This window comes from Dietzia timorensis (genome assembly GCF_020742175.1).
In the GTDB taxonomy this organism is placed as follows: domain Bacteria; phylum Actinomycetota; class Actinomycetes; order Mycobacteriales; family Mycobacteriaceae; genus Dietzia; species Dietzia timorensis_A.
The window spans coordinates 1-22,551 of sequence record NZ_DYXM01000274.1 but is presented as its reverse complement, the minus strand read 5'-3'; the positions used below and the strand labels follow the sequence as shown (position 1 = coordinate 22,551).

Sequence of the window (22,551 nt, the reverse complement as noted above, 5' to 3'; positions counted from 1 at the left end):
GCCAGCTCGTCGATGAACTGCGAGGCGGCGAGATCTTCGCCGTTGTCGACGGCGGTGAACAGGATGTTCTCGCGTGCCCGCGACGCGGCGAGCACCACGAGCTTGCGTTCGTCGGCAGCGGACGCCGCCATCCCTGCGGCCTCGCGCTGGGTGTCGTCCAGGTCCTTCATATGCGGGCGGTCGAGAAGATCGACGAGGAGCTCCAGCTCGAACAGCCCGAACCGCCGCCTGGGCGACGGCCACACTCCCTCCTGGACGCCGGCGACGACGACTACATCGAACTCCGCTGCAACGGCGTTGTGGGCGCTGAGAAGATTCACGGCCTTCCGGCTCGGTCTGCGCCCCGCGCGTCGCGGCGCCGGCAGTTCCTGTTCGCGCATCATCTCCACGAACTGGCGCAAAGAGCCGCGCGGCATCTGCTCGACGAAGTCCGCGGCATGATCGAACAGACCCATGACCGCGTCGGCGGAGCGGTCTGCGGCACGTCCGGCCACTCCCCCTGCGCCGGTGACCGCACGCAGCGAATACGCCTTGTTGCTCGAGTGCCACAGATTCCACAGCACCATCTCCACCGAATCCCCGGCTGCGATGGATGCGGCGACGACGGCGCGGAGCGCGCGGATGCGTTCGACCGGCGTCGACAGGCGCCCGTAGGCGTCCTCGCCGAGGATCGCGGCTGGTTCGTCTTCGCCCAGGAGGAGGTCTCGCACCGCCGTCATCGAGCGTTGAGGGGTGCCGCCCGCCGTTGCGAGCCGGCGCAGTGTGCGGCGCAGGTCGCGGAAATCGGCGGGGTCGGCCTTGCCGAGTGGGCCCATGAGCAGGGTGCGGGTGTCCTGCTCGTCCGGGGTGCGGAGAACGGATTCGATCACGTCGAGCAGCGCGCGAACCATCGGATCCTCTGCGGGCGGGACTTCCGCGCCCGCATCGACGATGGGGATGCCGACGGAATCGCATTGGCGCTGGAGCAGCTCGGCGCCGTCGCCAACGGTGCGGAAGACGACTGCCATCCGGTCCCACGGCACCTCGTGCACGTGGTGCATGCGCAGCAGGTAGTCCGCGACGACGGCCGATTCCTCGGACGCGGAGCGCTCGGTGCGGAAGGACACCGCCGGCACCTCGTGCGGGTTGGAAGGCACGCCGGTCTCGGGGACGATCCGGCGCCATCGTGCGGCGCCCGGGAGACGCTGGGCGAGGATGCCCGCCGCACCGGCTGCGGCCGGGCCGCGGTGCACCTGGGTGAGCTCGATTTCCCGGGCGTCCTGCTCGGCGAGCTTCTCGGCGAACTCGTCACTCGCCCCACGGAACCGGAAGACCGCCTCGTCCCCGCTGTGTGCGGCGATGACCGAAGCGCCCGAGCGGGCGATCGTGGCGATGAGCTCGCCAGCCATGGGATCGATGAGCTGGCTATCGTCGACAACGACGAGATCAATGGCATTGGCGCCGGTGAGTAGATCGGGGTCCGCGAGCAGCTCGTCGATTGCCCGGCCGACGAGTTGTGCTGCGTTGAGCGAGGTGGGGAACGAATCCTCGGAGGCGGACGGGGCCGTACGCAGCTCCATTTCCTGCTCGTGGCGTGCCGCGAAATGCGCCGCCGACTCCCACAACGGCCTGCGGTGTTCGGCACCCAGCTCGGCAAGCTCGTCGGGGGCGACATTTCGTTCGGTCAGCCGCAGAACGACGTCGCGCAGCTCGCGCGCGAATCCGCGTGTGGCCAGGGCGGGACGCACCTGCTCCGGCCACTGCTGTCCACCATCCTCGGAGTAGCCGAGGAGGGCCTGACGGAAAATGGCATCGTGCTCCGCGCCGGTGAGTAGGCGCGGGGCCGGCGCGCCCGCGTGGGAGGCGGCCATCGCCACGATTGCGAAGGCGAGCGAATGGACCGTGCGAACTTGCGGCTCGACGCTCGCCGCGGGGGCTCCCTCCGGGACGTTCGCGGCTATGGCGGAGGCGATGAAACGTCGCAGCTGATCCACCGAACGCGCCGAGCTTCCCAGCACCGCGATGCGGCCGCCCCAGATGCCGCCGACGATGGCTTCGGACACCGCCGCCGAAAGGAGCATGGACTTACCGGTCCCCGGGCCGCCGCGAACGAGCCACCGGTTCTCCCTGGCGGGGCGCTGCGAGAGGGTGCGCGCCGCCTCGAGCAGCGCTGCCGCACCGGCGTCCTGAGCCCACCCTTCGGGCGACAAGCCCGCGGAGCGCACCGGTTCGGCCCTGGTCCACCGGATGCGTGGGCCGGGGCGGAGCTCGCGCGCGGATCCGTCGTTCGCCGTCATGGGTACAAACTTATTGCACCGCTCCGACAAAATGCTCGCCCCGCCCGGAATGTGGCGGGAAGGGATGACGGTGTGGCGTCAGGAGCGCGCGGGTTCGGCCGGCTCGAGCTCGTCCTCGAGCATCCGCGGCTGGCAGGCGATCCACGCCGAGGTGCACAGCACAACAAGCGCGACCACGAGGAATACCAGCGGCAGCGTGAGCGATCCGCCGAGGTCCCACAGCCATCCGAACAGCAGCGGCCCGAGGCTCGCGAGGATATAGCCGACGCCCTGCGCGAAGCCCGACAGCGCCGCCGAGCCCGCCGAGGTGCGAGTGCGCAGGTTGATCAAGGTGAGCAGGAGCGGGAAGGTGAGCGGACCGGCGCCGAGCAGCGCGACGAGCAGCCACGGTGCGGCGGTCGGGAACCACAGCAGCCCGGCGAACGAGACGAGGTACACCACCGTCGCGAGCGCGAACATCGAGAACGGATTCTCAAGTCGGCCCGCCACGATCGGCATGGCGATCGCGAAGACCAGGCCGATCGCGGAGAACAGCGCCAGCGCGGTGCCGCCGGCGGACTGGCTCAGCCCGATCTCCTCCTCGACGATCCGCGGCAGCCAGGTGAAGAACGAGTAGGTGAGCAGCGAGTTCGTGCCGAACGCCACCGCCATCGCGATCCCGAGTCGAGACCTCCACGCCTGTAGAGGCTTGTCCCTCTTTGCGCTGCCCCCGTACGCCTGGGCGTTATCGCTGGATGACGTCGGGGTTGCCGATTTTCTGGCGGCCGCGAGTTCGGCGATCCACGGCCCCATGGCGACGAGACCGAGCAGCGCCCAGCTGCCCAGGGACAGGCGCCAGCCGAGCGCGTTCGCCATGGGCACGGTGATGAGCGCCGGGATGATCGTGCCGAGCTGGAGGCCTGTGGTGTAGACCATGCTCATCGACGACACCTTGTTCGCGAAGTACTTCTTCACCAACGGCGGGCAGACGATGTTGCCGAAGCCCGCGCCGAGGAGGGCGATGGCCGAGGCGATCGTGAGGACCGTTGCGTTCGGGGCGACGGCGCGCAGAGCCGAACCGAGTGTCACCATGAGCATCGCGGTGACGGCGACCTTCTCGAGTCCGATGCGTGCGACGAGGCGGATCGCGGCGAAACCGGCCAGGCCGAACATCAGGGTCGGAATCATCCCGAGCACGCTCATGCCCGTCGTGCCCAGACCGAGGTCTTCGTCGATCGGCGTGAACAACGGACTTACCGCGGTGACGGCGGGGCGCAGGTTGAGCGAGACCAGGACGACACCGAGGAACGCGACGAGCCCGCCGGCTCCGAACAGCACGACCTTGCTCTTGCCCGCGGCGGACTCTGGCCTAGAAGTACTCAAGTAACACTCGCCTTTCGCCCCGCGCCGAAAGGCGGGTCCTAGAGATTGTGCGCAGCCCTGGCGAAGCGGTCGACGATCTCCGTGGCCGACCGAAGTCCTGCGAACGCGGACTGGCTCGAGTCCGGGTGGAGCGCATGCACGCTGAGCCGATACGCCATGGCGCACACGACGTTCTTCGACCAGCCTGGAACGAGGGCCCAACGCCACAGGAGATCCTCTCCCGCTGCCTTTGCGGAGAGCAAGTCTACGGCTGCGATCGCCTGCCCGCGAATGGGGTCTGCCGGCGCGGTCACGACGTCCACTAGAAGCGGCCCGTCCTCGTTGAAGCGGAGGGAATGGGCGAGGTCGATGTGTGCGACGGGAGCGTCCACCGCGCGGGAAGGAGACGGCCGGCGGGCAGATTCGGCACGTCCGGCGTCATCGATCGAATCGCGCAGGCGGGCCATGCCCGTGGCCGCGATGAGGGCCTCGGCGCGGTGTCCCTCGAACCGTTCGCCGCCCTGCTCCATGTGATATTGCAGGCCCGAGTCGAGGTCACGGGAAGGTTCACCGGACCACGCGGCCTCCATGGCGTGGTCGAACACGGCGGCAGGGCGCCACAAGGCGTCGCTGGAGCGGCGGCGCGGGAGGATGACCCCGGCGAGGGCACGCCCGAGGTAATCGCCGAGCGCGATGATCTCGTCCGGGCGCGAGCGGAGCTCGCCGCGGGCGTAGCGGTCGGCACGCCAGCCACCAACGACATATCGGCCATCCGTGCCGCGCATCGCGCGCGCCACCCCCACCCCGTCGAGCGTGAGCTTTTCGCGGGCGCGGGCGGACAGGGTCGCGACCGTGGCGTCGGCCACGCGCGAACAGACGACGTCGCCGACCCGCCACCGGGCGGCGGTGCCGGGCTCCGGCACGAAGTCGCCTTCGGGCACGCCGAAGACCCTGCGGATCTGTTCGGGCACTGGCTGCGGGCTCATCGTCGTCGCTTTCTGCGTCGGGTGTGGAGAAAACCTACAGACGAATTTATACCTGCTGCTCTGCCAGGTCGCCGTCGCCTCGCCGCATTTGCGGGGCAATAGCTGCGGCGGGGGCGATCAATAGCGCGGCAGCGTGGTGTCGATTTCCTCCGACCACGCGTCGATGCCTCCGGCCATGGATTCCACCCGCGAGGCGTCCGCACCGCGGTCGAGCATCTGTTTCGCCGCCCTGGCAGAGCGCGCGCCAGCCTTGCAGTAGACCACGACGACGTCGTCCCCCGCACCGAGCACCCTCGACAGCGGGCTCGTCGGATCGTCGAGCGCCGCGCCCAGCTCTCCGAGCGGCACCCAGATCGACGGCTCGATGGCGGCGACCGCGCGCTCGCCGGCCTCGCGCACGTCGAGCAGAACCGTCCCCGGCGAACCGAGCCTGCGCGAGACGTCGGCGACCGCGACCTCCGTGACCTCGGGTTCTGCGTCAACGGCGGCGCCCGCGAGCGGTATATCGCAGGACGTCGCGCCCTCGGCGGAGGCGAGCGTGGTCGCCCTCCCTCTGCTCGGATCCGCGGTGACGCGGAGGCTGCGCTGCGTGGTCGCGAGCGAGTCGATGAGCACGAGGCGCCCGAGCACCGGCTCGGCGACCCCGGTGATGAGCCACAGCGCCTGCATAGCCATGAGCGAGCCGACCTGCCCAGTGAGTGCGCCGAGAATCCCGGCCTCGCCGCAGGACGGCACGGTGCCCGGCGCGGGCGGCTGCGGGTAGACATCTCGGAGGCCGACGGATTCGTAGCCGGCGGGAGGCGCGGACCAGAACACCGAGACCTGCGCGCGGTAGCGGTCCAGGGTGCCCCACACGAGCGGGGTCCCCTCGATCTCGCAGGCATCGGCGACAAGGTACCGGGTGGCGAAGTTGTCCGAGCCGTCGACGACCACATCGCACGCGGCAACGTATTCGCGCACATTGCTCGGATCGAGGCGCTCCACCCTGGCGTCGACCTCGACGAGATCGGTTAGATCGGCGAGGCGCCGCGCCGCCGATTCTGCCTTCGGCACCCCGAGACTCGAGGACCCGTGGATGACCTGGCGGTGCAGGTTGGAGACCTCCACCACGTCGTCATCCACGACGGTGAGGTGCCCGACGCCCGCCGCGGCGAGATAGGAAAGAAGCGGCGAGCCGAGGCCTCCCGCACCGACGACGAGAACACGGGCCGCGCGCACGCGCCGCTGTGCCTCGGGGCCGAAATCCCGAAGGATCAGGTGCCGCGCGTAGCGCTCGCGCTCGGCCAGGGTCAGTTCGGGACCCGGTTCGACGAGCGGCGGAAATGCCGTAGCCATTACACCTCCGGGAACGGCCAGGCGTTCGGACGGCAGGTGACGTCGTCGTCGGGCGCGTAGCCGCCCGGGTCGAGCGAGTGAAGATCGGAGTTCTTCAGGCTGAGTGTCTGCTGCATCATGATCGGCGCGAGCCTGCCTTCGCCCGGGCACGGATCGTGCTGCGGGTGGCCGACGGCGTGTCCGACCTCGTGATTGATCTGGTACTGCCGGTACAGCCCGATATCACCTTCGAATGACGTCGCACCCCGCACCCACCTGGCGAGGTTGAGGTACACGCGCTCGGTGTCCGGGTTGTAGCAGGAGGTCTCTAGCTCGATATCGAAGCCGCAGGCCTCGCGCACGGTCTCGGGAGTGGACAGCGAGATGCGGAATTTGGGCTTGGCGTCGCCGTCGACGCGCTGGAACTTGACCTTGCCGTCCGCGGTCCAGCTCTTCGGGTTGTAGAGCGTCGCCTCGATCATCTGGGCGATCGCGTCGTCCCCACCGAAATCGCCGGTGTCGATGCCGTCCTCGATTTCGATGGTGAAATCGTTGAGTTCACCCGAGTCCCGCCCGATCACGTCGGAGGTTCCGGGCACGACGTAGAAAGAGCCTGCCCCGGCCTCGAGCACGGGCCCTCCCGGCGGGAGCTGGCCCATCTCGGGGACCTCGCGTCCCGGATCGTCATCCGCCCCGGGGATCGGCCCCGGGTTGGCGTTCTCGATCTCGCCGCTGCTGCCGGTTTCGGCGACCGAAGGGCTGCGCACCGCGTCGGCGATCACTGCGACCGTGATGATGATGAGCACGGGGATCGCGTACGCGCGCCATCCCCAGTTATTGACGAAACGGCGAAGAGCGCCACCCTTACCGGACGTGCCGCCACCGCGGGCGGAGGTCGCCGCGGACTGCACGCGCTTCTCCGGATCCCACGATGCGCACAGCGGGCCATCTCCCCTGCGCGCCTCTCGCGGCAGCCTCTGGCTGTGCGGTGTCGTGCCACCGGCATGGCGGTTCGCCATCGACCACGTTCCTTTCCGCGCGCAGGGCCCAGTCTCGTCGAATTCCTACCCAGGGTACTAGGCCCGGTGCGCGGCCACGGTTAGCGCGACCCGAATCCGACAGATCGGGGCTTATCGGTTCCGAAATCGAGGTAGGCAATCGCGGAGGGATTAATGAGCAGAGTCCGGCCGTCTTCCTTCTCGAACTCCATGAACTGTGCGGGCGATTCCGCGGTCTCGGCAACCTTCGCGCGCACGTCCTTCTCCTCCAGCTCGGTCTTGACCTTGAGCTCGCGGCCACTTTCCTTGAGTCCGATGGTGAGCAACATGTCCTTAATTCCTTTCGTTCAACCTATTCGGGCACTGCCCCCGGCACGCCGCAAAGTCGTCGATGACGCCGCACGGCCGACCACGGCAGGACCCTTCTACTATTTTCTACCCGCTTCGCCGGGTGCGAGGCGGCCCGGCGAGGCGCCTGGGGGCGCAGCTTAGGCGTTAGGATTGACACACATAAAACCTATTGACGTCGATACACAGTACAAGCCCGGGCGCACGGTGCGCCCCGCGGCGAAAGGACACGTTTGAATACGACCCCCGCTTCCGCCGACCCAGCCGGGTCTTCGTTCTCCGACCTCGGTGTCAGCCCGGAGATCTGCGCGGCCCTCGAGCGCCGCGGCATCACCTCCCCCTTCGCGATTCAGGAGCTCACCCTCCCCATCGCCCTCGACGGACGCGACATCATCGGCCAGGCCCGCACCGGCATGGGAAAGACCTATGGCTTCGGCGTGCCGCTGCTCAACCGCATCGCCGCCGGCGAGGTGAAGAAACTCGACGGCACACCGCGCGCGCTGGTCGTCGTCCCCACGCGTGAGCTGTGCATGCAGGTCACCTCCGATCTCAAGCTCGCGGCCGAGGACCTGCAGGTTCCCAAGACGCCCCGTTCGCGCACGTCGAAGCGCCCGCTCGTGGTCGAGGCGATCTACGGCGGCACCTCGTACGACGGGCAGAAGGACGCCCTCGCCTCGGGCGTCGATGTGGTCGTCGGCACTCCCGGCCGTCTTCTCGACCTCGCCAACCAGAAGGTCCTCAACCTCTCGTCCGCGGAGATCCTCGTGCTCGACGAGGCCGATCAGATGCTCGACCTCGGCTTCCTGCCGGACGTCGAGTCGATCTTGCGGCTGGTGCCCGAGCGCCGCCAGACGATGCTGTTCTCGGCGACCATGCCGCAGGAGATCCTCACGCTCTCCCGCCGCTTCTTGTCCAAGCCGATGCACGTGCGGGCGGAGTCCGCGTCGAGCACCCCGACCCACGAGATCGTCCGTCAGTTCGTCTACCGGGCACACAACCTCGACAAGGTCGAGCTGATCTCCCGCATCCTCCAGGCCAACGGTCGCGGCGCGACGATGATCTTCACGCGGACCAAGCGCAGCGCGCACAACGTGTCCGAGGACCTCAAGGAGCGCGGCTTCAAGGCGACGGCGATCCACGGCGATCTCGGCCAGCAGGCACGCGAGCGCGCGCTCGACCGTTTCCGCACCGGCAAGGCCGACGTCATCGTCGCGACGGATGTCGCCGCGCGCGGCATCGATATCGACGACGTCACGCACGTCATCAATTACCAGTGCCCGGACGACGAGAAGACCTACATCCACCGCATCGGCCGCACGGGCCGCGCCGGGCGCGACGGCATCGCCATCACGCTTGTGGACTGGGACGACCTGTTCAAGTGGAACCACATCAACAAGGCGCTCGAGCTGGGCAAACCGGAACCCGCGGAAACCTATTCCAGCTCCCCGCACCTGTATTCGGATCTCGATATCCCCGAGGGGATCACCGGTCGCGTCGCACCGCCGTCAACCGATAAGGCCGATGACGGCGGACGTGGCGGTTCCTCTCGCGGGCGCTCCTCGCGCGGTGGCGGCAACAGCCGCCGCCGGTCCGGTTCCTCCTCGGGGTCCGCTCCCGCGTCCGAGGAGGACGCGTCCGGCAGCTCGGGCGGGGAATCCTCCGGCCGGCGCCGTCGCCGCCGCACCCGGGGCAACCCGCACTCCTCCGGCGATTCCTCGAATTCCTAGGACCCGCGCCCAGTACAGGCAGGCCCGATCGCAGCGTCGGCGTCGGCCGCCGACCTGCATAACACCCGCCAAGGACCCACTTCGTGCCCAGCAATCGACTCCCCGGACAGGCATCTTCCGATGGCCCCGCGCCTGAGGGCGCCGACCCGGATAACGCCGACCTGCGCCCCTCAGGCGGCTCGCGCCCTCGCTTCGGCGTGCCGGGGCTGTTCGGTGTGCCCTCCGAACGGGCACGGACGGCCGACTTTCTCGCGGTCGGTGCCATCGTGGTTGTCGTGGTGTGTGTGGCGGCGATCGCGCTTCTCACCGGATCGGCGCGCACGGCCGAGCACCACGAGGCCGCGGAAACGCAGCCCGACTACGAGCCGTCGAACACCATGCCGACCTCGCTGCGCGAGGAGTGGGATGCTCCGAACGACACCGTGGGCGCCCCTTTGGTGTCGTCGTCGAATGTCTTCACGACGAGCGAGAACGCCATCACGGCGTGGGAGGCCGGCATCAAGTCGGAGGAGTGGTCTTACTCGCGTGACACCCCACTGTGCGAGGCGACCTATTTCGATTCCCGCATCGTCACCGTGTTCCGGGGACCGGCCGGGTGTAGCGATGCCACAGCCTTCCGCGCGTCCGATGGAAAGTACGACGGGATCCGTCAGAGCGCGTTCTCCGAGGATATGACCGCCTGGACGAGCTGGTCCCACATGCTCGTTCTCGGCCCCGACCGGCTTGAGCTGTGGCGCGACGACCTTGTCCGCACGGTCGAATATGGTCACGTTCCCGCTCCGCAGGAAGCCGGGCAGCAGCCCCGGAGCGGCTGCTCGTTTCAGTCGGCGAATCTTAACTCGGAGAATTTCGCCGTCGCCGAGCGTTGCCCCGATGAAGACACGGTACGGATCACGGTGTCGAGAGCGGTCCCCGAGGACAGCCGTGTCCCCGAAGAGGTGTCCTCGACGCTCACCGACCTTGATCAGTTCCATTTCATCGGGCTGACGGAATCCAACGACTCCGTGGGCCTCGCCCTCCGCGGCGGCGAATGGATGCTCGTCCGCGTCGACTCGAGTGGATCAGCAACCTCTCTGGGTACTCTCGATCGAGAGCCCGCCCTCAAGCCTTCGCCGGAGAGCGTGTCCCAGGATCCCGCGCAGTTCCGCTGGTTCGACGGCGAGACGACGCACGCCTTCGATGCCCGCTCCGGGAACATGCAGTGGACCATGCAGGGTGCCACGGGGCCCGGGCACGGATTCGGATTCACCCCTGCGAAACAGGACGAGCGCTTCACACCGAAGCAGGCGATCGTCCCCTCGGGCGATGCGCTCAACTACGTCGATATCGACACCGGCGAGGTGGAGAGGTCGTTCGAGTTGGACCTCGCCTCGCAGCGGGCCGAACCGGTAGGCCTCGCCCAGATCGGCAACATCCTTTATGTCCAGAAGGACGGACTGCTCACGGCCTATCAGATGACCGATTCGACCAGCTAGGCCGCGTACCATTCCAGCGACTCGCGGCGAAACAGACACACGAGAACGACGATCGCGGAGGCTCCGACAATGACGCCGACCGCCCATTGCTCCGAGCCGACACCGAGGTAATACGCGACGGGCAGCAGTACCAGCTGGGCGATGATGATGAGGCCACGCCCCCACCGCTTGTTGCGTAACAGACCGACAGCGGCGGCGGTTAACGCTCCGCCCATAATGACGAACCAGATGGCCGTTCCGTAACCGCTGATCTGGACAGTTTCTTCGCGGTACCCGAGCAGCGCATGCACGACGAGATAAATGGCGAACCCGAGCAAGACAAGGCCCTGCACAGTAGCGATGCCCCCGGCAATGCGCACGCCAGGCGGCACGAAGTCACGCGGGTACGGAACCGGCTCGGAATTGTTAGTCACCACTCAAGGCTATGACACCCGCAGACACCAAAGCACGGCTGCCCGCCTCTCGCACACGAACAGCCGAACATCAATGCATTAACGGTTAGTGCTGCCTAACTTAAAGAAGGGGCTGTTTGTAGACATTTCCCTGCCGAGGGCTCCCCATTTCCGATAAGGAATTGGGGGCTTGCCGAAAAACGGCTGGCACTACGCCTCTTCGAGAGTCGAACGAGACACCTGAGGGAGAAAAAGCAAGTTGACCTCGCTACCTGCGGCAAGTGAGTGTCGCAACCAACAGCGCCGCACAGCACCACCCTCGAAGCCAGGCAAGCGCGTTCGCCCGATTTGACAACGCCGACTTCGTCATTTTCTTGAGTGAAGTACGCCACTTCGGAGCGAAAATCTATTGACATCAATTCAGAACGTGGCACGATATCCCGTAACAGCGCAGTAACGCAGAGTTTGCCCAGCCTTCACCAAGGCTTCCGAAACTGCCTCGCAGGATTAGGACGCGCCAGCCCCTACAGCGATGTAGGGCCGCACGCATAGCGGAGATCGCACAAGTCACGCCGAGAGAAAAACGAGTATTACGTCTGCTCGCACGCCTTCTTAAGAAGGTATCTCCCCCGCGCCTTCGGTCACGCAGCACGCTCCTGTGTACGTCTCAACGCCGGGTCCATCATCCGCACAGAAAATGGTGGCGCATGAGCGCCCCGTATTCTGCTGCGCCGATGCGTCGGCATCTGGCTTGGGAAGCTGCGAAGACAAAAGCACGAGCAATGAATTCAGTTTCACTTCAAGGAGAGTCTAATGGATTGGCGCCACAAGGCCATCTGCCGCGATGAGGATCCCGAACTGTTCTTCCCGGTCGGTAACTCCGGCCCCGCTCTCGCCCAGGTCGGCGAGGCGAAGAAGGTTTGCAACCGCTGCCCCGTAGCATCCGACTGCCTCGCCTGGGCCCTCGAGTCCGGCCAGGACGCCGGCGTCTGGGGTGGCATGAGCGAGGACGAGCGCCGCGCGCTCAAGCGCCGCCGCACCCGCGCCCGCGCCGCAGTCTAACGACCCCGCGGCCGGTAGTTACCGGCCCGCCTGCATAGCTCAACGAAGTGCGAGGTTTCGTGTCCACCACGGAGCCTCGCACTTCGCTTCGTATCGGGACTCAATTGGCTATTCGATCTCCACGAGGAGATCGCCGGCCTGAACCACGTCCCCCACCTTGACCGGGACCCCCGTGACCTTCCCGCCGGTCTCGGTGAGAACGGGAATCTCCATCTTCATCGATTCGAGCAGAATAACCGCCTGTCCGGGCTCTACCGTGTCCCCCACGGCCACCTGGACCTGCAGAATGCTCGCCACCATTTCGGCAGATACCTTCTCGGCCATGGATTGCTCCTCACCGCCACATCGGGCGCGCTCACTAAATCAACAGCGTGTGTTATCTAGCAACCATGAAATCACAGATCCGCCCGCAGGCGGGCATTCGGCCCTTCCCCTCCACTTGTTTCGCTACCCCTCGCCGTACCGCCTACCGGGAAACACCGGGCGCACCGGAGGGACGAGATGCAGCCGATTTACCGTCACTGCTGTTCTACGTGCGATAATCGAGACCTTGTTCTTTGTTCGCGAACGGAAAGGAGTCACCATGGGCAAGCGTGGTCGTAAGAAGAAGGCTCGCCGCAAGTCCAATGCCAATCACGGCAAGCGGCCTAACTCCTAACGGAGCCTAGAGAAAACGGCGCCCGCCGATCACCATCTTCAGTGGTGACGGCGGGCGCCGCTCATTTCGCAACTATCTGACCGTCAATCGTTGCTGTGCCAGGTACTACGGGACTGCTGGTGCATGATCCGGGTTCCATTGGCGTCCTGCTCGATCACGGTGCGAGACGAATAACACGTTTCCTGGAACCATCGGTCGACCTTTTGCCGCAAATGCTCTGGAGCCCTCTCGTTGCACGAGCGCGACAACATCTTCTTGAAAAGCTCGTCGGCTGCGACGGTATCGGCGCAATCGGGGCAACAATTCTCCAGTTTGTGGCGAATCTCCCGGCACTCCTCTTGCGTGCCCGGCTCGGCCTCCAGACGGAGCAGTTCGCGCCGAAGTGCATCACAATGGCCTTCTGAGTCGTGCGCTCCCATCGTCCTACGCCTCCTCTCTCGCGAAACCGCGATCGACGGCGACGTCGTGGAGGGACTCGCGCAATTGCTTGCGCCCACGGTGTAGGCGACTCATCACGGTGCCCAGCGGGGTGTCCATGATGTCGGCGATCTCCTTGTAGGGCAGTCCTTCGACATCGGCGTAGTACACCGCCATGCGGAACTCCTCGGGAAGCTCGGCCAGCGCGGTCTTGATCTCGTCGTCCGGCAACCTGTCCATGGCCTCCACCTCGGCCGATCGCAGTCCCGTGGAGCTGTGTTCGGCCGCGGCCGCGTACTCCCAGTCGCTGATCTCCTCGGTCGGGTATTGCGCAGGTTGGCGCTGACGCTTGCGGTAATGATTGATGTAGGCGTTCGTGAGGATGCGGTGCATCCAGGCCCGGAAGTTCGTCCCGCGTTTGAACGTGTGGAATGCGCTGAAGGCCTTCGCGTAGGCCTCCTGGACCAGATCCTCGGCATCGGCCGGGTTGCGCGTCATCCGAAGCGCAGCGCCATAGAGCTGGTCAAGCAGAGGCATGGCGAGTTCTTGGAACTCGTCTGCCTTCTCAGCGGTTGTCGGGGACTTCTCGTCCGTCACCCGGGCTCCTTTCGCAGACCGTGCGTACGAGTCTAGACGCACGACCGCACCGACTGGAGCACGCATGTCGCCTGAAGCTCTGGGCGACTCGAGTACGCTGTTCACCGGCAATCTCCCTCCCGCAGAACGCTTTGGTTCTGCTCGTTCCAACGCCAAACCGGGGAATCGTATTCCCGCTCTCGTGACCACTTCGCTCCCGGACCGGCGGAACGGGATCCCCGCCCCGCGCGAGTAGTCTCGGCACCCATGGGCAAGAAGTCGAAGGCCGCCGCGACGCCGGCACTACGGGTCCTCTCCGAGGCAGGAGCCTGGCACACCACACACACCTATGAATCCACCGGCACCGATTTCGGTGCCGAAGCCGCGGAGATCATGTCCGAACGCGCGGGGGCGCCGGCGGAGCGAATCTTCAAGACGCTTGTCGTCTCGCTGTCGGGGTCGGACGCCCCGAACGCTCTCGGTGTCGCAATGGTGCCCGTCGACGCGCACCTCGACCTCAAGGCCGTGGCCGCGGCATTCGGCGCGTCCAAGGCGGCGATGGCCGATAAGGAAGAGGCACAGCGGGTCACCGGATACGTACTCGGCGGCGTCTCTCCGCTCGGACAGAAGAAGAACCTGCCCACCGTGATCGACGAGGCTGCGGAACTGGCACGGCTTTCTGAAGAGACGATCTTCTTTTCCGGCGGCAAGCGCGGGCTCGAGATCGAGATGGTCCCCGCAGACCTCATCGCGCTCACCGGTGCCACGATCGCCGGGATCTCCGCACCCTAGCCGGCGTCGAACCACTCGGGGTTTGGCACGGGCTCGAGAAGCTCGGGACCGTCGTTTCGGACGTTCGAGACCGCCCGCGAGACCGGACGGATCTCGATGGTCTCAGCCCACGCCGTCAGCTCGTCGTCGTCGACGAGGTCGAGCGGGTCTGTGATGACCTCGGGATCGAGCCACGCGTCGAGCTTTTCCGGCGGCACGACGAGCGGCATGCGGTGGTGGACCGCGCGCAGCGGTCCGAGCGCCTCGGTGGTGAGGATCGTGCACGAGTACATGACCTGCTCGACCGCCTGATCTTCGTCGCCGGATTCTGCGTGGGCGAAGAGGTCGGGAGTGGTGTCGTCATCGGCGGCGGGCATGGTCCACCGCTCCCACAGGGCCGCCATGTGCAGCCCCGAATCGCCGGGAAGTGACATGAAGAACGGCTGCTTCGGCCCCTTCTTCCCGCCCTCGTGCTGGGCGGGGGCGGGCACCCATTCGTACCAACCATCCATCGGCACCACGGCATGACGGCGGCGCACGGCGGAGCGGAAGGACGGCTTCGTCGCGGCGGTCTCCGACCTGGCGTTGAAGAGGTTCGGCAGGTCGCCCGGGTCCTTGGTCCACGACGGGACGAGCCCCCAGCGCATCGCGAGGAGTTCCCGGTTCTCGGCGCCGGCGGTGAGCACAGGGATTGTGGTGGTCGGCGCGATATTGAAGCGCGGCGCGCGCGGCCCCTCCGCGGGCACATTACCGGCCGCCGGACTCGATGCCAGGTCGAGTGCGTCGAGGTCCACAGCGAGTTGCGCCGGGTCAGATTGCAAGGAATATCGCCCACACATGAGTTCAATCGTGCCACGACTTTCGCAGAATTGGGCAGGTGGAGGCGGGCATTCAACCGCACCGGGGCCGCGATGGGCGACAATGGAAGGCATGAACAACGCCCCCACCGATTCTTCGGCTCACTGGAGCGCGCCGACCGCCCGGACCGCCGTTCGCGCGAGTGTGCGCGTGCCTGGTTCGAAATCGCTCACCAACCGTGCGCTCGTTCTCGCCGCGCTCGCGGACTCCCCTTCTACGCTGACCGGGACGTTGCGAAGCCGCGATACGGAGCTCATGATCGGGGCGTTGCGCTCGTTGGGTGCGCAGATCTCCGGCGACGGCGACACGGTGACCGTCGCGCCGGGCCCGCTGCATGGAGCCGAGATCGATTGTGGCCTGGCGGGGACGGTGATGCGCTTCGTGCCGCCGGTCGCCGCACTGGCGTCCGGCGAGTCGGTGTTCGACGGCGATCCGGCCGCCCGCACCCGCCCGCAGAGCACGATGCTCGACGCCCTGCGCGGGCTCGGGATCGGAGTCGACGGCGACGCACTGCCGTTCCGACTCACCGGCACGGGACGACTCGCCGGCGGGGAGATCGAGCTCGATTCCTCGGCGTCCTCGCAGTTCGTCTCCGGCCTGCTACTCGCGGCCGCCCGGTTCGATCGGGGTCTTCGGATTCGGCACGTCGGGAAGGGCGCCGTGCCTTCCCAACCGCATATCGACATGACCCTCGAGGTGCTTCGATCCGTGGGCGTGGACGCGCGCAGCCCCTCCGACGGCGTGTGGGAGGTCGCTCCCGGGCCGATCGCGGGACACGACTGGGTGATCGAGCCGGATCTATCGAATGCGACCCCGTTCATGGCGGCCGCCGCCGTCACCGGTGGTGAGGTTCGGATTCCGCTGTGGCCGCTGTCGACGACACAGGCCGGCGACGCCTTCCGAGACATCTGCGCGCAGATGGGCGCGGACGTGCGCTGGGAGGACGTCGACGAGGCGGCCGGTGTCGCCACGTGCGTGGTGACGGGCCCGCCGGCGCTCGGCGGCACGACGAGCGGATTACAGGGAACGACGTTGGACCTGTCGGCAGTCGGCGAGCTGACGCCGACCATCGCCGCGCTCGCCGCTGTATCCACCGGGGAGACCTCGCTGCGTGGGATCGCTCACCTGCGCGGACACGAAACGGACCGGCTCGCCGCACTGGCGGCCGAGATCCGGGGGCTCGGCGGGCAGGTCGACGAGCTCGAGGACGGGCTGCGGATCTTCCCCCGGCCGCTCCAGGCGGGCACGTGGCATGCCTATGCCGACCACCGCATGGCGACGGCCGGGGCGATTCTCGGACTCGTCGTTCCCGGCGTGATCGTCGACGACATTGCTTCAACCTCGAAGACGATGCCCGATTTCACCGGGCTCTGGAACGCGATGCTCGCCGGGGGCGAGGAGTAGTGGCGCGGCGCGCGGCCGATTTCGACGAATCCGATGTCCGGGTGCGCCCGGGCAAGGGGTCGCGCCCGCGCTCAAAGCGGCGTCCCACCCATGACGACGCGCGCGCGGCGATGGTCGTGTCCGTCGATCGCGGCCGGTGGGGTTGCGTCCTCGCGAGCGGCGACGACGAGGGCGTCGAGGTCGTCGCGATGCGTGCCCGCGAGCTCGGACGCACGCCAATCGTCGTCGGCGACGAGGTCGGCATCGTCGGTGATCTGTCCGGCGCGCCAGGGTCGCTCGCCCGCATCGTCAAGGTGTCCGAGCGCTCCTCGGTGCTGCGGCGCACTGCCGACGACAACGATCCCTTCGAGCGCATCGTGGTCGCCAACGCGCGAAACCTGCTCATCGTGGTGGCCGCGGCCGATCCCCCTCCGCGCACAGGGTTCGTCGCCCGCGCGCTCGTCGCCGCGTACGCCGGCGGGCTGCAGCCCGTACTCGGGATCACGAAATCGGATCTCGCCGATCCAGAGGTGTTCGCCGCCGAGTTCAGCGCTCTCGACCTTCCCGTCATCACCGTCGGCGTCGACGACGGGCTCGACGCGCTCCGAGACATGCTCGGCGGAGACGTGTCCGCCCTCATCGGGCACTCCGGGGTTGGCAAATCGACGCTCGTCAATCGCCTGGTGCCCGACGCCGACCGCGCGACCAGCGCCGTGTCCGGAGTCGGAAAAGGGCGGCACACCTCGACCCAGTCGGTTGCGCTTCGGCTGCCCGGCGGTGGCTGGGTCATCGACACCCCGGGAATCCGCTCATTCGGGCTCGCGCACATCAAGCCCGAAAACGTTCTCGACGCGTTCTCCGATCTTGCCTCCGTCGCCGAAGGCTGCCCGCGCGGCTGCACCCATCTCGGCCCTCCCGCGGACCCCGAGTGCGCATTCGACGAAATCACGGATCCGGCCGTTCACCGGCGTGCGATGGCCGTCCGCGAGTTGCTGGCCACGCTGGAATCCAATGACCAGTGGGCGCTCGGCTCTTCCGAATAGGGGGCCGGCGACCGCCCGGGAGTCCGGGCGTGCGGATCAGCCGAGTTCGACGAGGAACGGCAGCTCGACGGGGTCGAACCACGCGAGGTCGAGGTCGACGGCGTCGCCGACGGTCAGCTCGGCGTCTTCTTCGCCGAGGTCGGCCTCATCGATCACGGCGACGGCCTTGACCACGGTGTCGGTGTTGCTGTCGAGATCGACGTGGATGGCGCGGAGCACCTTGTTCGCCACGACCGGGGTCTCGAGGCGAACCACGGCGTCATCGAGATCCGGGCGCAGCGTGACCGCCCGATCAGGGAGCTCGACACTCACGACCACCCTGCGGGCAGGAACCTCGGCGTCATCCGTATCGACGCCCTCTGCCTGCAGCAGGCGCAGGCTCGCCCGAGAGGCCTCGGTGAACGCGACGTGTTCGATTTCCTCCTGGTCCCCCTCGGAGAACGATTCGGTGAGTGTCGGCGTCGCGGCGAACGCGGTACCGCTGCGCACCGGCATCTCGCCCTCGTCGACAAGGGTGCGGAGCATGGAAAAGGTGGCGGGAATGAATACGCGCACGGTGGCTTCAGGTGTCCTTTTCTTACGTCGATGCTCCGGGCGCGGCCCGGAACGCTTCCTCTCGTGCCAACGTACCGGCGGCCCTATTTATTCGTCTCCGCGCGGCGACCGCGGGCGAGATAGGGTTCGGTTTCCTCGAGTTCTTCGATGGACGCGGCGATAAGCTCGCCGATCTCATCGACATCGGGAACCACGGACCGGTCCGAGGTGAATCCGGCGTACACAGTGCCGTCGTAGCTGGTGAGAGCAACGGCTAGCCCCTGTCCTGGAAGCAGCGCGGGCACCGGATACATTTCGAACAGCTCGCCTTCGGCCCAGTACATGCGGTGCTGTGGCCCCGGCGCGTTCGTGACGATCAGGTCATAGCTGCCCTCGGGGACGAGCCTCGCCGCGCGCACGCCGAGGGCGTGCAGGGTGCTCGGGGCGAAGCCGCCGAACCCGGCCATCGCCTGCGCGCCGACGGCATTGGGTGCGCTCGCGAACGCCGCGGTCTCGCGGGCGATCTGGGCCAGGCGCACGCGCGGATTCGTCTCGCCCACCGGCAGGGGCATCACGACCGAGGCCATCTCGGTGTCCTCCACACCGGCGGCATCGAGCAGCTCCTCGCCGAGCGAGGACTCCTCGCCGTCATCGGTGGAACCCGCCCGCACCGCGAGCGGCACCATCACGTTGAGCACGTCGGAGGTCGCCAGCGGCCGGCCCCATGACTGGACCCACGAGCGGAGCGCGCCGCAGAGGACACTGAGCACCACGTCGTTGACGGTGCACTGGTGGCGCCGCGCGATCCCGCGCACCGAAGCGAGCGGGAACGAGGCGAGGCCGACTCGCGAACCGGTGGCCCGGCGGGTGTGGAAGGTTTCCGCGACACCGCCGTGGCTCGGGCGAAGCGGCGCGGTCGCCGCGCTCACTATGGACATCGCGGCCTTCTCCGCCCTCTCGATTCCACCGGCCATGCGGCGCAGCGGATCTAGTGGGTCGGCCACGAGGCTGGTCAACGCATCGACGACGAGCACGCCATTGCTCGGCGAGCTCGACGGCGTCCACGTCGGTACTTCGATCTCGTCCTTGTTCGCAGGCGTATCGCCGAGCACGATCTGGGTGAGGTCGAGAAAATCGCGGCCATCGACCAACGCCTGGTGGGTCTTCGACAGCACCGCGATACGGCCGTCGGCGAAGCCTTCGATGAGGTACAGCTCCCACAGCGGACGGGAAGTCTCCAACGGCCTGTCGATCAGCCTGGCAACGAGATCGGCGAGCTGGCGCAGGCCTCCGGGCTCGGGCAGCGCGCTTCGCCGAACGTGAAAACTCAGGTCGAAATCCTGGTCGTCGACCCAGACCGAGCGGCCGAACATCAGCGGTACCGAGCGGATCTTCTGGCGGTAGCGAGGCGCAGAGGCGAGCCGGGAATCGACGAACTCCATCAGGGTGTTCATATCCCAGCCGCGTGGCCGTTCGATGACGGAGATCGAGCAGATTGCGCCGCTGCGTGACAGAGCGGTGTTACTGCCGATCAGCGCAACGTCGGATACCTCAATACGTTTCGCCATGCCGGCCCCTTTTAGCGGTTTAGACCAAACAGGCTCCGCAGCTCGACAGCTTGCCGCTCCAGCGCCTGGTAGAACACGCCGATCATACCGATCTGCACAGCGCCGTGGACGTTTTCGATCGCATCGTCCACGAGCACACACTCCTTGGGGCTGAGACCGAGCTGATCCGCAGCGCCCTCGAACGCCTGCGGGTCCGGCTTTTCCACGCCGGTCTCGCCCGACAGGAAAACATTCTCGACGCCGTACCAAGCGGCATCGGCCTTGACCCGCTCCGCGCCCGGGCCCTCGGGTTCGTTGCTCAACACCGCGAGCTTGACGTCGCTGTCGCGAATGGCGCCCAGCAGCTCCCGCCAGCCCTGTCGATCTTCCTCCGTGCCATCAAGCACGCCGACGTAGTCCACGATTAGTCCTCGCATGCCCACAACTTTATGCTGCTTTGGTTTGGGCTGCATGCGCCCGGGTCCCCGCCGGCGCCCCGATGCGCGTTCGCGCTCGTCCCGCTCCCCGAGGCGGTTCTGTTGTCCCAGGTCACAAACCCATCGCCCATGACGTCGGACCTACCGTGCCCCAAATGTAGCGTCCCCATCCCGCGCTCGCCGGGCACTAGCATCGGCAGACACACACGCGACGACTGCAGCGCCGGTCGCCGGAGCAGCATCGGAGGTCTCATGTCCGCGCACATGGCAGACGCCGCCACCCCCTCGGCGCCGGAGGGCATCGGTGTGGTCGAGCGCGCCGTTCCCTGCGAACCAGAGTGGGAGGTCGATACCGGCTCGGAACTGTTTCGTGCCCACCGCGAGCCCGCCCCGTGTGGGCCTTCAGCACCAACGGCCGTAGCGCCACCTAGTTCTCCTCCGGCCGATGCCCTCCCCTGTGCGTCGTCGGGCTCGGCGGGACGCGCCCCCGCACCAGGGGCACCGGTTCCCATCTCCCATGCGGAGGCCGAACGGGCGGCACGCGGCGTTCTCGTCGCGGTGCTGGAGGCAATAGATGGTCGGCGCTCCCCCGCCACGTTGTCGGCCCTGCTCGCCACCGGCCCGCTGCTGCAGGTGACTCGGCTCGCCAAGTCCCGGCGCCGCCCGGCGAACGCCGCCCAGGTGCGCACCGTCCATGTCACGGTGCCCGGCTCGCAGTCGCATACGCAGAAGGCGCACACCTCGGGAATCGAGGTGTGCGCCACGTATGCGCGTGGGCGGCGACTATTCGCAGTCGCCGCCCACATGGAGGCCCGGGATGGCCGGGTCCGCTGTACCGCGCTGCGCATGCCCACCTAACGGCTGCGTTGCGCGGCGTCTGGTCAGCGGTTGGCCTTGCGCTTCTTCTTCGACGCGGCCTCGGCGTCGAGGGCGCTGAGCCGCTCACGGCGAGCCGCACGCTTTTCCTCGCGATCGGCGGCACGGCGCTCGGAGCGATTGTTGCCCGAGACGGACTCGTCGATCTCGGAGGCATCGCCGGACTCGTTCGGCCCGGTGAACTCCAGCCGCTTGTTGTCGACTCCGCCCATTCCACTCACCGCGAGCGCGGCTGCCTGTGCCGCCGACGGTCCGGTCTGAACCTCCGGCAGCTTCGCGTTGAACACGAATCCGACGGTTTCCTCGCGCAGCCCCTCGAGCATCTGGGTGAACATGTCGAAGCCCTCGCGCTGGTACTCGACGAGAGGATCGCGCTGCGCCATCGCACGCAGGCCGATGCCTTCCTTGAGGTAGTCCATCTCGTAGAGGTGCTCGCGCCACTTGCGGTCGAGCGTCTGCAGCATGATGTTGCGCTCCAGATCGCGCATCGATTCGTCGGCGCCTTCGCCGGTCAGGCCGGACGCGGCGATGACTTCTTCCTCGCGGCGATCGTAGGCCGCGTAGACGTCGTCGAGCACCGCTTCACGGAGATCGTTTGCGCTCAAGTCCCCTTCCGGGCCGTATTCGGACCCGTCGTGCAGCTCGTTGTAGTCGATACCCACCGGGTAGAGCTTGCCGAGCGCCTCCCACAGCTTGTCGAGGTCCCAGTCCTCGTAATAGCCCTCGGAGGTCGCGCCGGCGACATACGCCTCGACGACCCGGTAGATATAGCTCTCGATCTGCAGGTGGATGTCCTCGCCCTCAAGGATCTCGTTGCGCTGCTTGTAGATCTCCTTGCGCTGAGCGTTCATCACCTCGTCGTATTTGAGGACGTTCTTGCGCATCTCGAAGTTCTGCGCCTCAACCTGCGACTGGGCGTTCTTCACCGTGCGCGACACGATCTTCGCGTCGATCGGCACGTCGTCGGGTAGGCGCATCCGGTTCATGATGCCCTCGACGGCCGCGCCGTTGAAGCGGCGCAGGAGTTCGTCGCCGAGCGAGAGGAAGAAGCGGGACACACCCGGGTCGCCCTGTCGACCGGAACGACCGCGAAGCTGGTTGTCGATGCGGCGCGAATCGTGGCGCTCGGTACCGAGCACGTAGAGGCCACCGGCCTCGCGAACCTTTTCGCCCTCTTCCTTCGTGAGACGCTTCATCCGCTCGATCTCTTCATCCCACGCGGTTTCGTACTCTTCCGGGTTCTCCACCGGATCGAGTCCACGCTTGCGGAGGTTGAGGTCGGCGAGGATGTCCGGGTTACCGCCGAGCACGATGTCGGTACCGCGGCCGGCCATGTTCGTCGCCACGGTCACGGCGCCGGGGCGGCCGGCCTGCGCGATGATCTGTGCCTCGGAGGCGTGGTACTTCGCGTTGAGCACGTGGTGATCGATGCCCCGCTTGTTGAGCAGGCGCGACAGGTACTCGGAGCGGTCGACACTCGCCGTACCGACGAGCACCGGCTGCTTCTTCTCCACCCGCTCGGCGATCTCCTC

The 22,551-nt window shown here is 67.1% G+C and carries 21 protein-coding genes and 1 pseudogene; 7 read left to right on the top strand and 15 right to left on the bottom strand.

What is annotated here, in order from left to right; all coding sequences use genetic code 11:
- The 6 genes from K8V11_RS14170 to K8V11_RS14145 all read right to left on the bottom strand — a co-directional run.
- Positions 1–2,276: UvrD-helicase domain-containing protein (locus K8V11_RS14170; protein WP_303915643.1), on the bottom strand; the 2,276-nt coding region annotated here is incomplete at its 3' end.
- A 78-nt stretch (positions 2,277–2,354) separates the two neighbouring features.
- A complete protein-coding gene (locus K8V11_RS14165; protein ID WP_303915640.1) occupies positions 2,355–3,638 on the bottom strand; it encodes a CynX/NimT family MFS transporter in 1,284 nt (427 codons plus the stop codon).
- Positions 3,639–3,676: 38 nt separating this feature from the next.
- Positions 3,677–4,603 (bottom strand): hypothetical protein, encoded by a 927-nt coding sequence (locus tag K8V11_RS14160; RefSeq protein WP_303915637.1) that lies wholly within the window; start codon positions 4,601–4,603, stop codon positions 3,677–3,679.
- A 117-nt stretch (positions 4,604–4,720) separates the two neighbouring features.
- Entirely contained in the window at positions 4,721–5,938 is a 1,218-nt protein-coding gene (locus K8V11_RS14155; RefSeq protein ID WP_303915634.1) for a ThiF family adenylyltransferase, read from the bottom strand.
- The gene (locus K8V11_RS14150; protein WP_303915631.1) at positions 5,938–6,936 is read right to left on the bottom strand and encodes a DUF3152 domain-containing protein; all 999 of its coding nucleotides are present in this window, start codon (positions 6,934–6,936) and stop codon (positions 5,938–5,940) included. The genes K8V11_RS14155 and K8V11_RS14150 overlap by 1 nt, the downstream gene beginning before the upstream one ends.
- An 80-nt stretch (positions 6,937–7,016) precedes the next feature.
- A complete protein-coding gene (locus tag K8V11_RS14145; RefSeq protein ID WP_067474857.1) occupies positions 7,017–7,244 on the bottom strand; it encodes a DUF3107 domain-containing protein in 228 nt (75 codons plus the stop codon).
- 252 nt (positions 7,245–7,496) lie between these two features.
- Here K8V11_RS14145 and K8V11_RS14140 point away from each other — a divergent pair, with 252 nt between their 5' ends.
- Together K8V11_RS14140 and K8V11_RS14135 are read left to right on the top strand one after the other, a co-directional pair.
- Positions 7,497–8,990, top strand: coding sequence for a DEAD/DEAH box helicase (locus tag K8V11_RS14140; RefSeq protein ID WP_303915627.1), 1,494 nt, complete (start codon positions 7,497–7,499; stop codon positions 8,988–8,990).
- 83 nt (positions 8,991–9,073) lie between these two features.
- Positions 9,074–10,465: a hypothetical protein gene (locus tag K8V11_RS14135; protein WP_303915625.1), complete on the top strand. Its 1,392-nt coding sequence runs from the start codon at positions 9,074–9,076 to the stop codon at positions 10,463–10,465.
- On the opposite strand, the gene K8V11_RS14130 is transcribed toward K8V11_RS14135, so the two are convergent.
- Entirely contained in the window at positions 10,462–10,878 is a 417-nt protein-coding gene (locus tag K8V11_RS14130) for a hypothetical protein (RefSeq protein ID WP_303915622.1), read from the bottom strand. The two genes, K8V11_RS14135 and K8V11_RS14130, sit on opposite strands and share 4 nt — an antisense overlap.
- Before the next feature lie 792 nt (positions 10,879–11,670).
- Between K8V11_RS14130 and K8V11_RS14125 the strand changes: the two genes are divergently transcribed.
- Positions 11,671–11,919 (top strand): WhiB family transcriptional regulator, encoded by a 249-nt coding sequence (locus K8V11_RS14125; protein ID WP_067474849.1) that lies wholly within the window; start codon positions 11,671–11,673, stop codon positions 11,917–11,919.
- A gap of 108 nt (positions 11,920–12,027) precedes the next feature.
- Here K8V11_RS14125 and K8V11_RS14120 read toward each other — a convergent pair whose 3' ends face one another.
- The 3 genes from K8V11_RS14120 to K8V11_RS14110 all read right to left on the bottom strand — a co-directional run bounded on the left by K8V11_RS14120 (position 12,028) and on the right by K8V11_RS14110 (position 13,657).
- On the bottom strand, positions 12,028–12,243 hold the full coding sequence (locus K8V11_RS14120) for a biotin/lipoyl-binding carrier protein (RefSeq protein ID WP_303915617.1): 216 nt from the start codon (positions 12,241–12,243) through the stop codon (positions 12,028–12,030).
- Positions 12,244–12,660: 417 nt separating this feature from the next.
- A complete protein-coding gene (locus K8V11_RS14115; RefSeq protein WP_303915613.1) occupies positions 12,661–12,996 on the bottom strand; it encodes a hypothetical protein in 336 nt (111 codons plus the stop codon).
- Between the two features lie 4 nt (positions 12,997–13,000).
- Positions 13,001–13,657 carry a sigma-70 family RNA polymerase sigma factor gene (locus K8V11_RS14110; protein ID WP_303915610.1) on the bottom strand — a complete coding sequence of 219 codons (657 nt, stop codon included), beginning with the start codon at positions 13,655–13,657 and terminating at the stop codon, positions 13,001–13,003.
- A gap of 180 nt (positions 13,658–13,837) precedes the next feature.
- Here K8V11_RS14110 and K8V11_RS14105 point away from each other — a divergent pair, with 180 nt between their 5' ends.
- Positions 13,838–14,362 carry an aminoacyl-tRNA deacylase gene (locus K8V11_RS14105; RefSeq protein WP_303915607.1) on the top strand — a complete coding sequence of 175 codons (525 nt, stop codon included), beginning with the start codon at positions 13,838–13,840 and terminating at the stop codon, positions 14,360–14,362.
- Here the strand turns inward: K8V11_RS14105 and K8V11_RS14100 are convergent.
- Positions 14,359–15,180 (bottom strand): SOS response-associated peptidase, encoded by an 822-nt coding sequence (locus K8V11_RS14100; RefSeq protein WP_303915604.1) that lies wholly within the window; start codon positions 15,178–15,180, stop codon positions 14,359–14,361. The two genes, K8V11_RS14105 and K8V11_RS14100, sit on opposite strands and share 4 nt — an antisense overlap.
- Before the next feature lie 91 nt (positions 15,181–15,271).
- Here K8V11_RS14100 and aroA point away from each other — a divergent pair, with 91 nt between their 5' ends.
- Complete coding sequence (gene aroA, locus K8V11_RS14095; protein WP_303915603.1) at positions 15,272–16,603, top strand: 3-phosphoshikimate 1-carboxyvinyltransferase; 1,332 nt, start codon at positions 15,272–15,274, stop codon at positions 16,601–16,603.
- Positions 16,603–17,625: a ribosome small subunit-dependent GTPase A gene (rsgA, locus tag K8V11_RS14090; protein ID WP_303915600.1), complete on the top strand. Its 1,023-nt coding sequence runs from the start codon at positions 16,603–16,605 to the stop codon at positions 17,623–17,625. Before aroA ends, rsgA begins: the two co-directional genes overlap by 1 nt.
- 36 nt (positions 17,626–17,661) lie before the next feature.
- Here the strand turns inward: rsgA and K8V11_RS14085 are convergent, their stop codons facing one another.
- The 3 genes from K8V11_RS14085 to K8V11_RS14075 form a co-directional block, all read right to left on the bottom strand.
- The gene (locus K8V11_RS14085; protein ID WP_303915598.1) at positions 17,662–18,180 is read right to left on the bottom strand and encodes a hypothetical protein; all 519 of its coding nucleotides are present in this window, start codon (positions 18,178–18,180) and stop codon (positions 17,662–17,664) included.
- A gap of 83 nt (positions 18,181–18,263) precedes the next feature.
- Complete coding sequence (locus K8V11_RS14080; RefSeq protein WP_303915595.1) at positions 18,264–19,727, bottom strand: wax ester/triacylglycerol synthase family O-acyltransferase; 1,464 nt, start codon at positions 19,725–19,727, stop codon at positions 18,264–18,266.
- 11 nt (positions 19,728–19,738) lie between these two features.
- Complete coding sequence (locus K8V11_RS14075) at positions 19,739–20,143, bottom strand: HAD family hydrolase (protein WP_067475000.1); 405 nt, start codon at positions 20,141–20,143, stop codon at positions 19,739–19,741.
- A gap of 252 nt (positions 20,144–20,395) precedes the next feature.
- Here K8V11_RS14075 and K8V11_RS14070 point away from each other — a divergent pair, with 252 nt between their 5' ends.
- Positions 20,396–21,001, top strand: coding sequence for an Rv3235 family protein (locus K8V11_RS14070; RefSeq protein ID WP_303915590.1), 606 nt, complete (start codon positions 20,396–20,398; stop codon positions 20,999–21,001).
- Positions 21,002–21,024: 23 nt separating this feature from the next.
- Here the strand turns inward: K8V11_RS14070 and K8V11_RS14065 are convergent.
- Positions 21,025–22,551 (bottom strand): annotated as a pseudogene (locus tag K8V11_RS14065) (preprotein translocase subunit SecA); the annotation flags it as partial.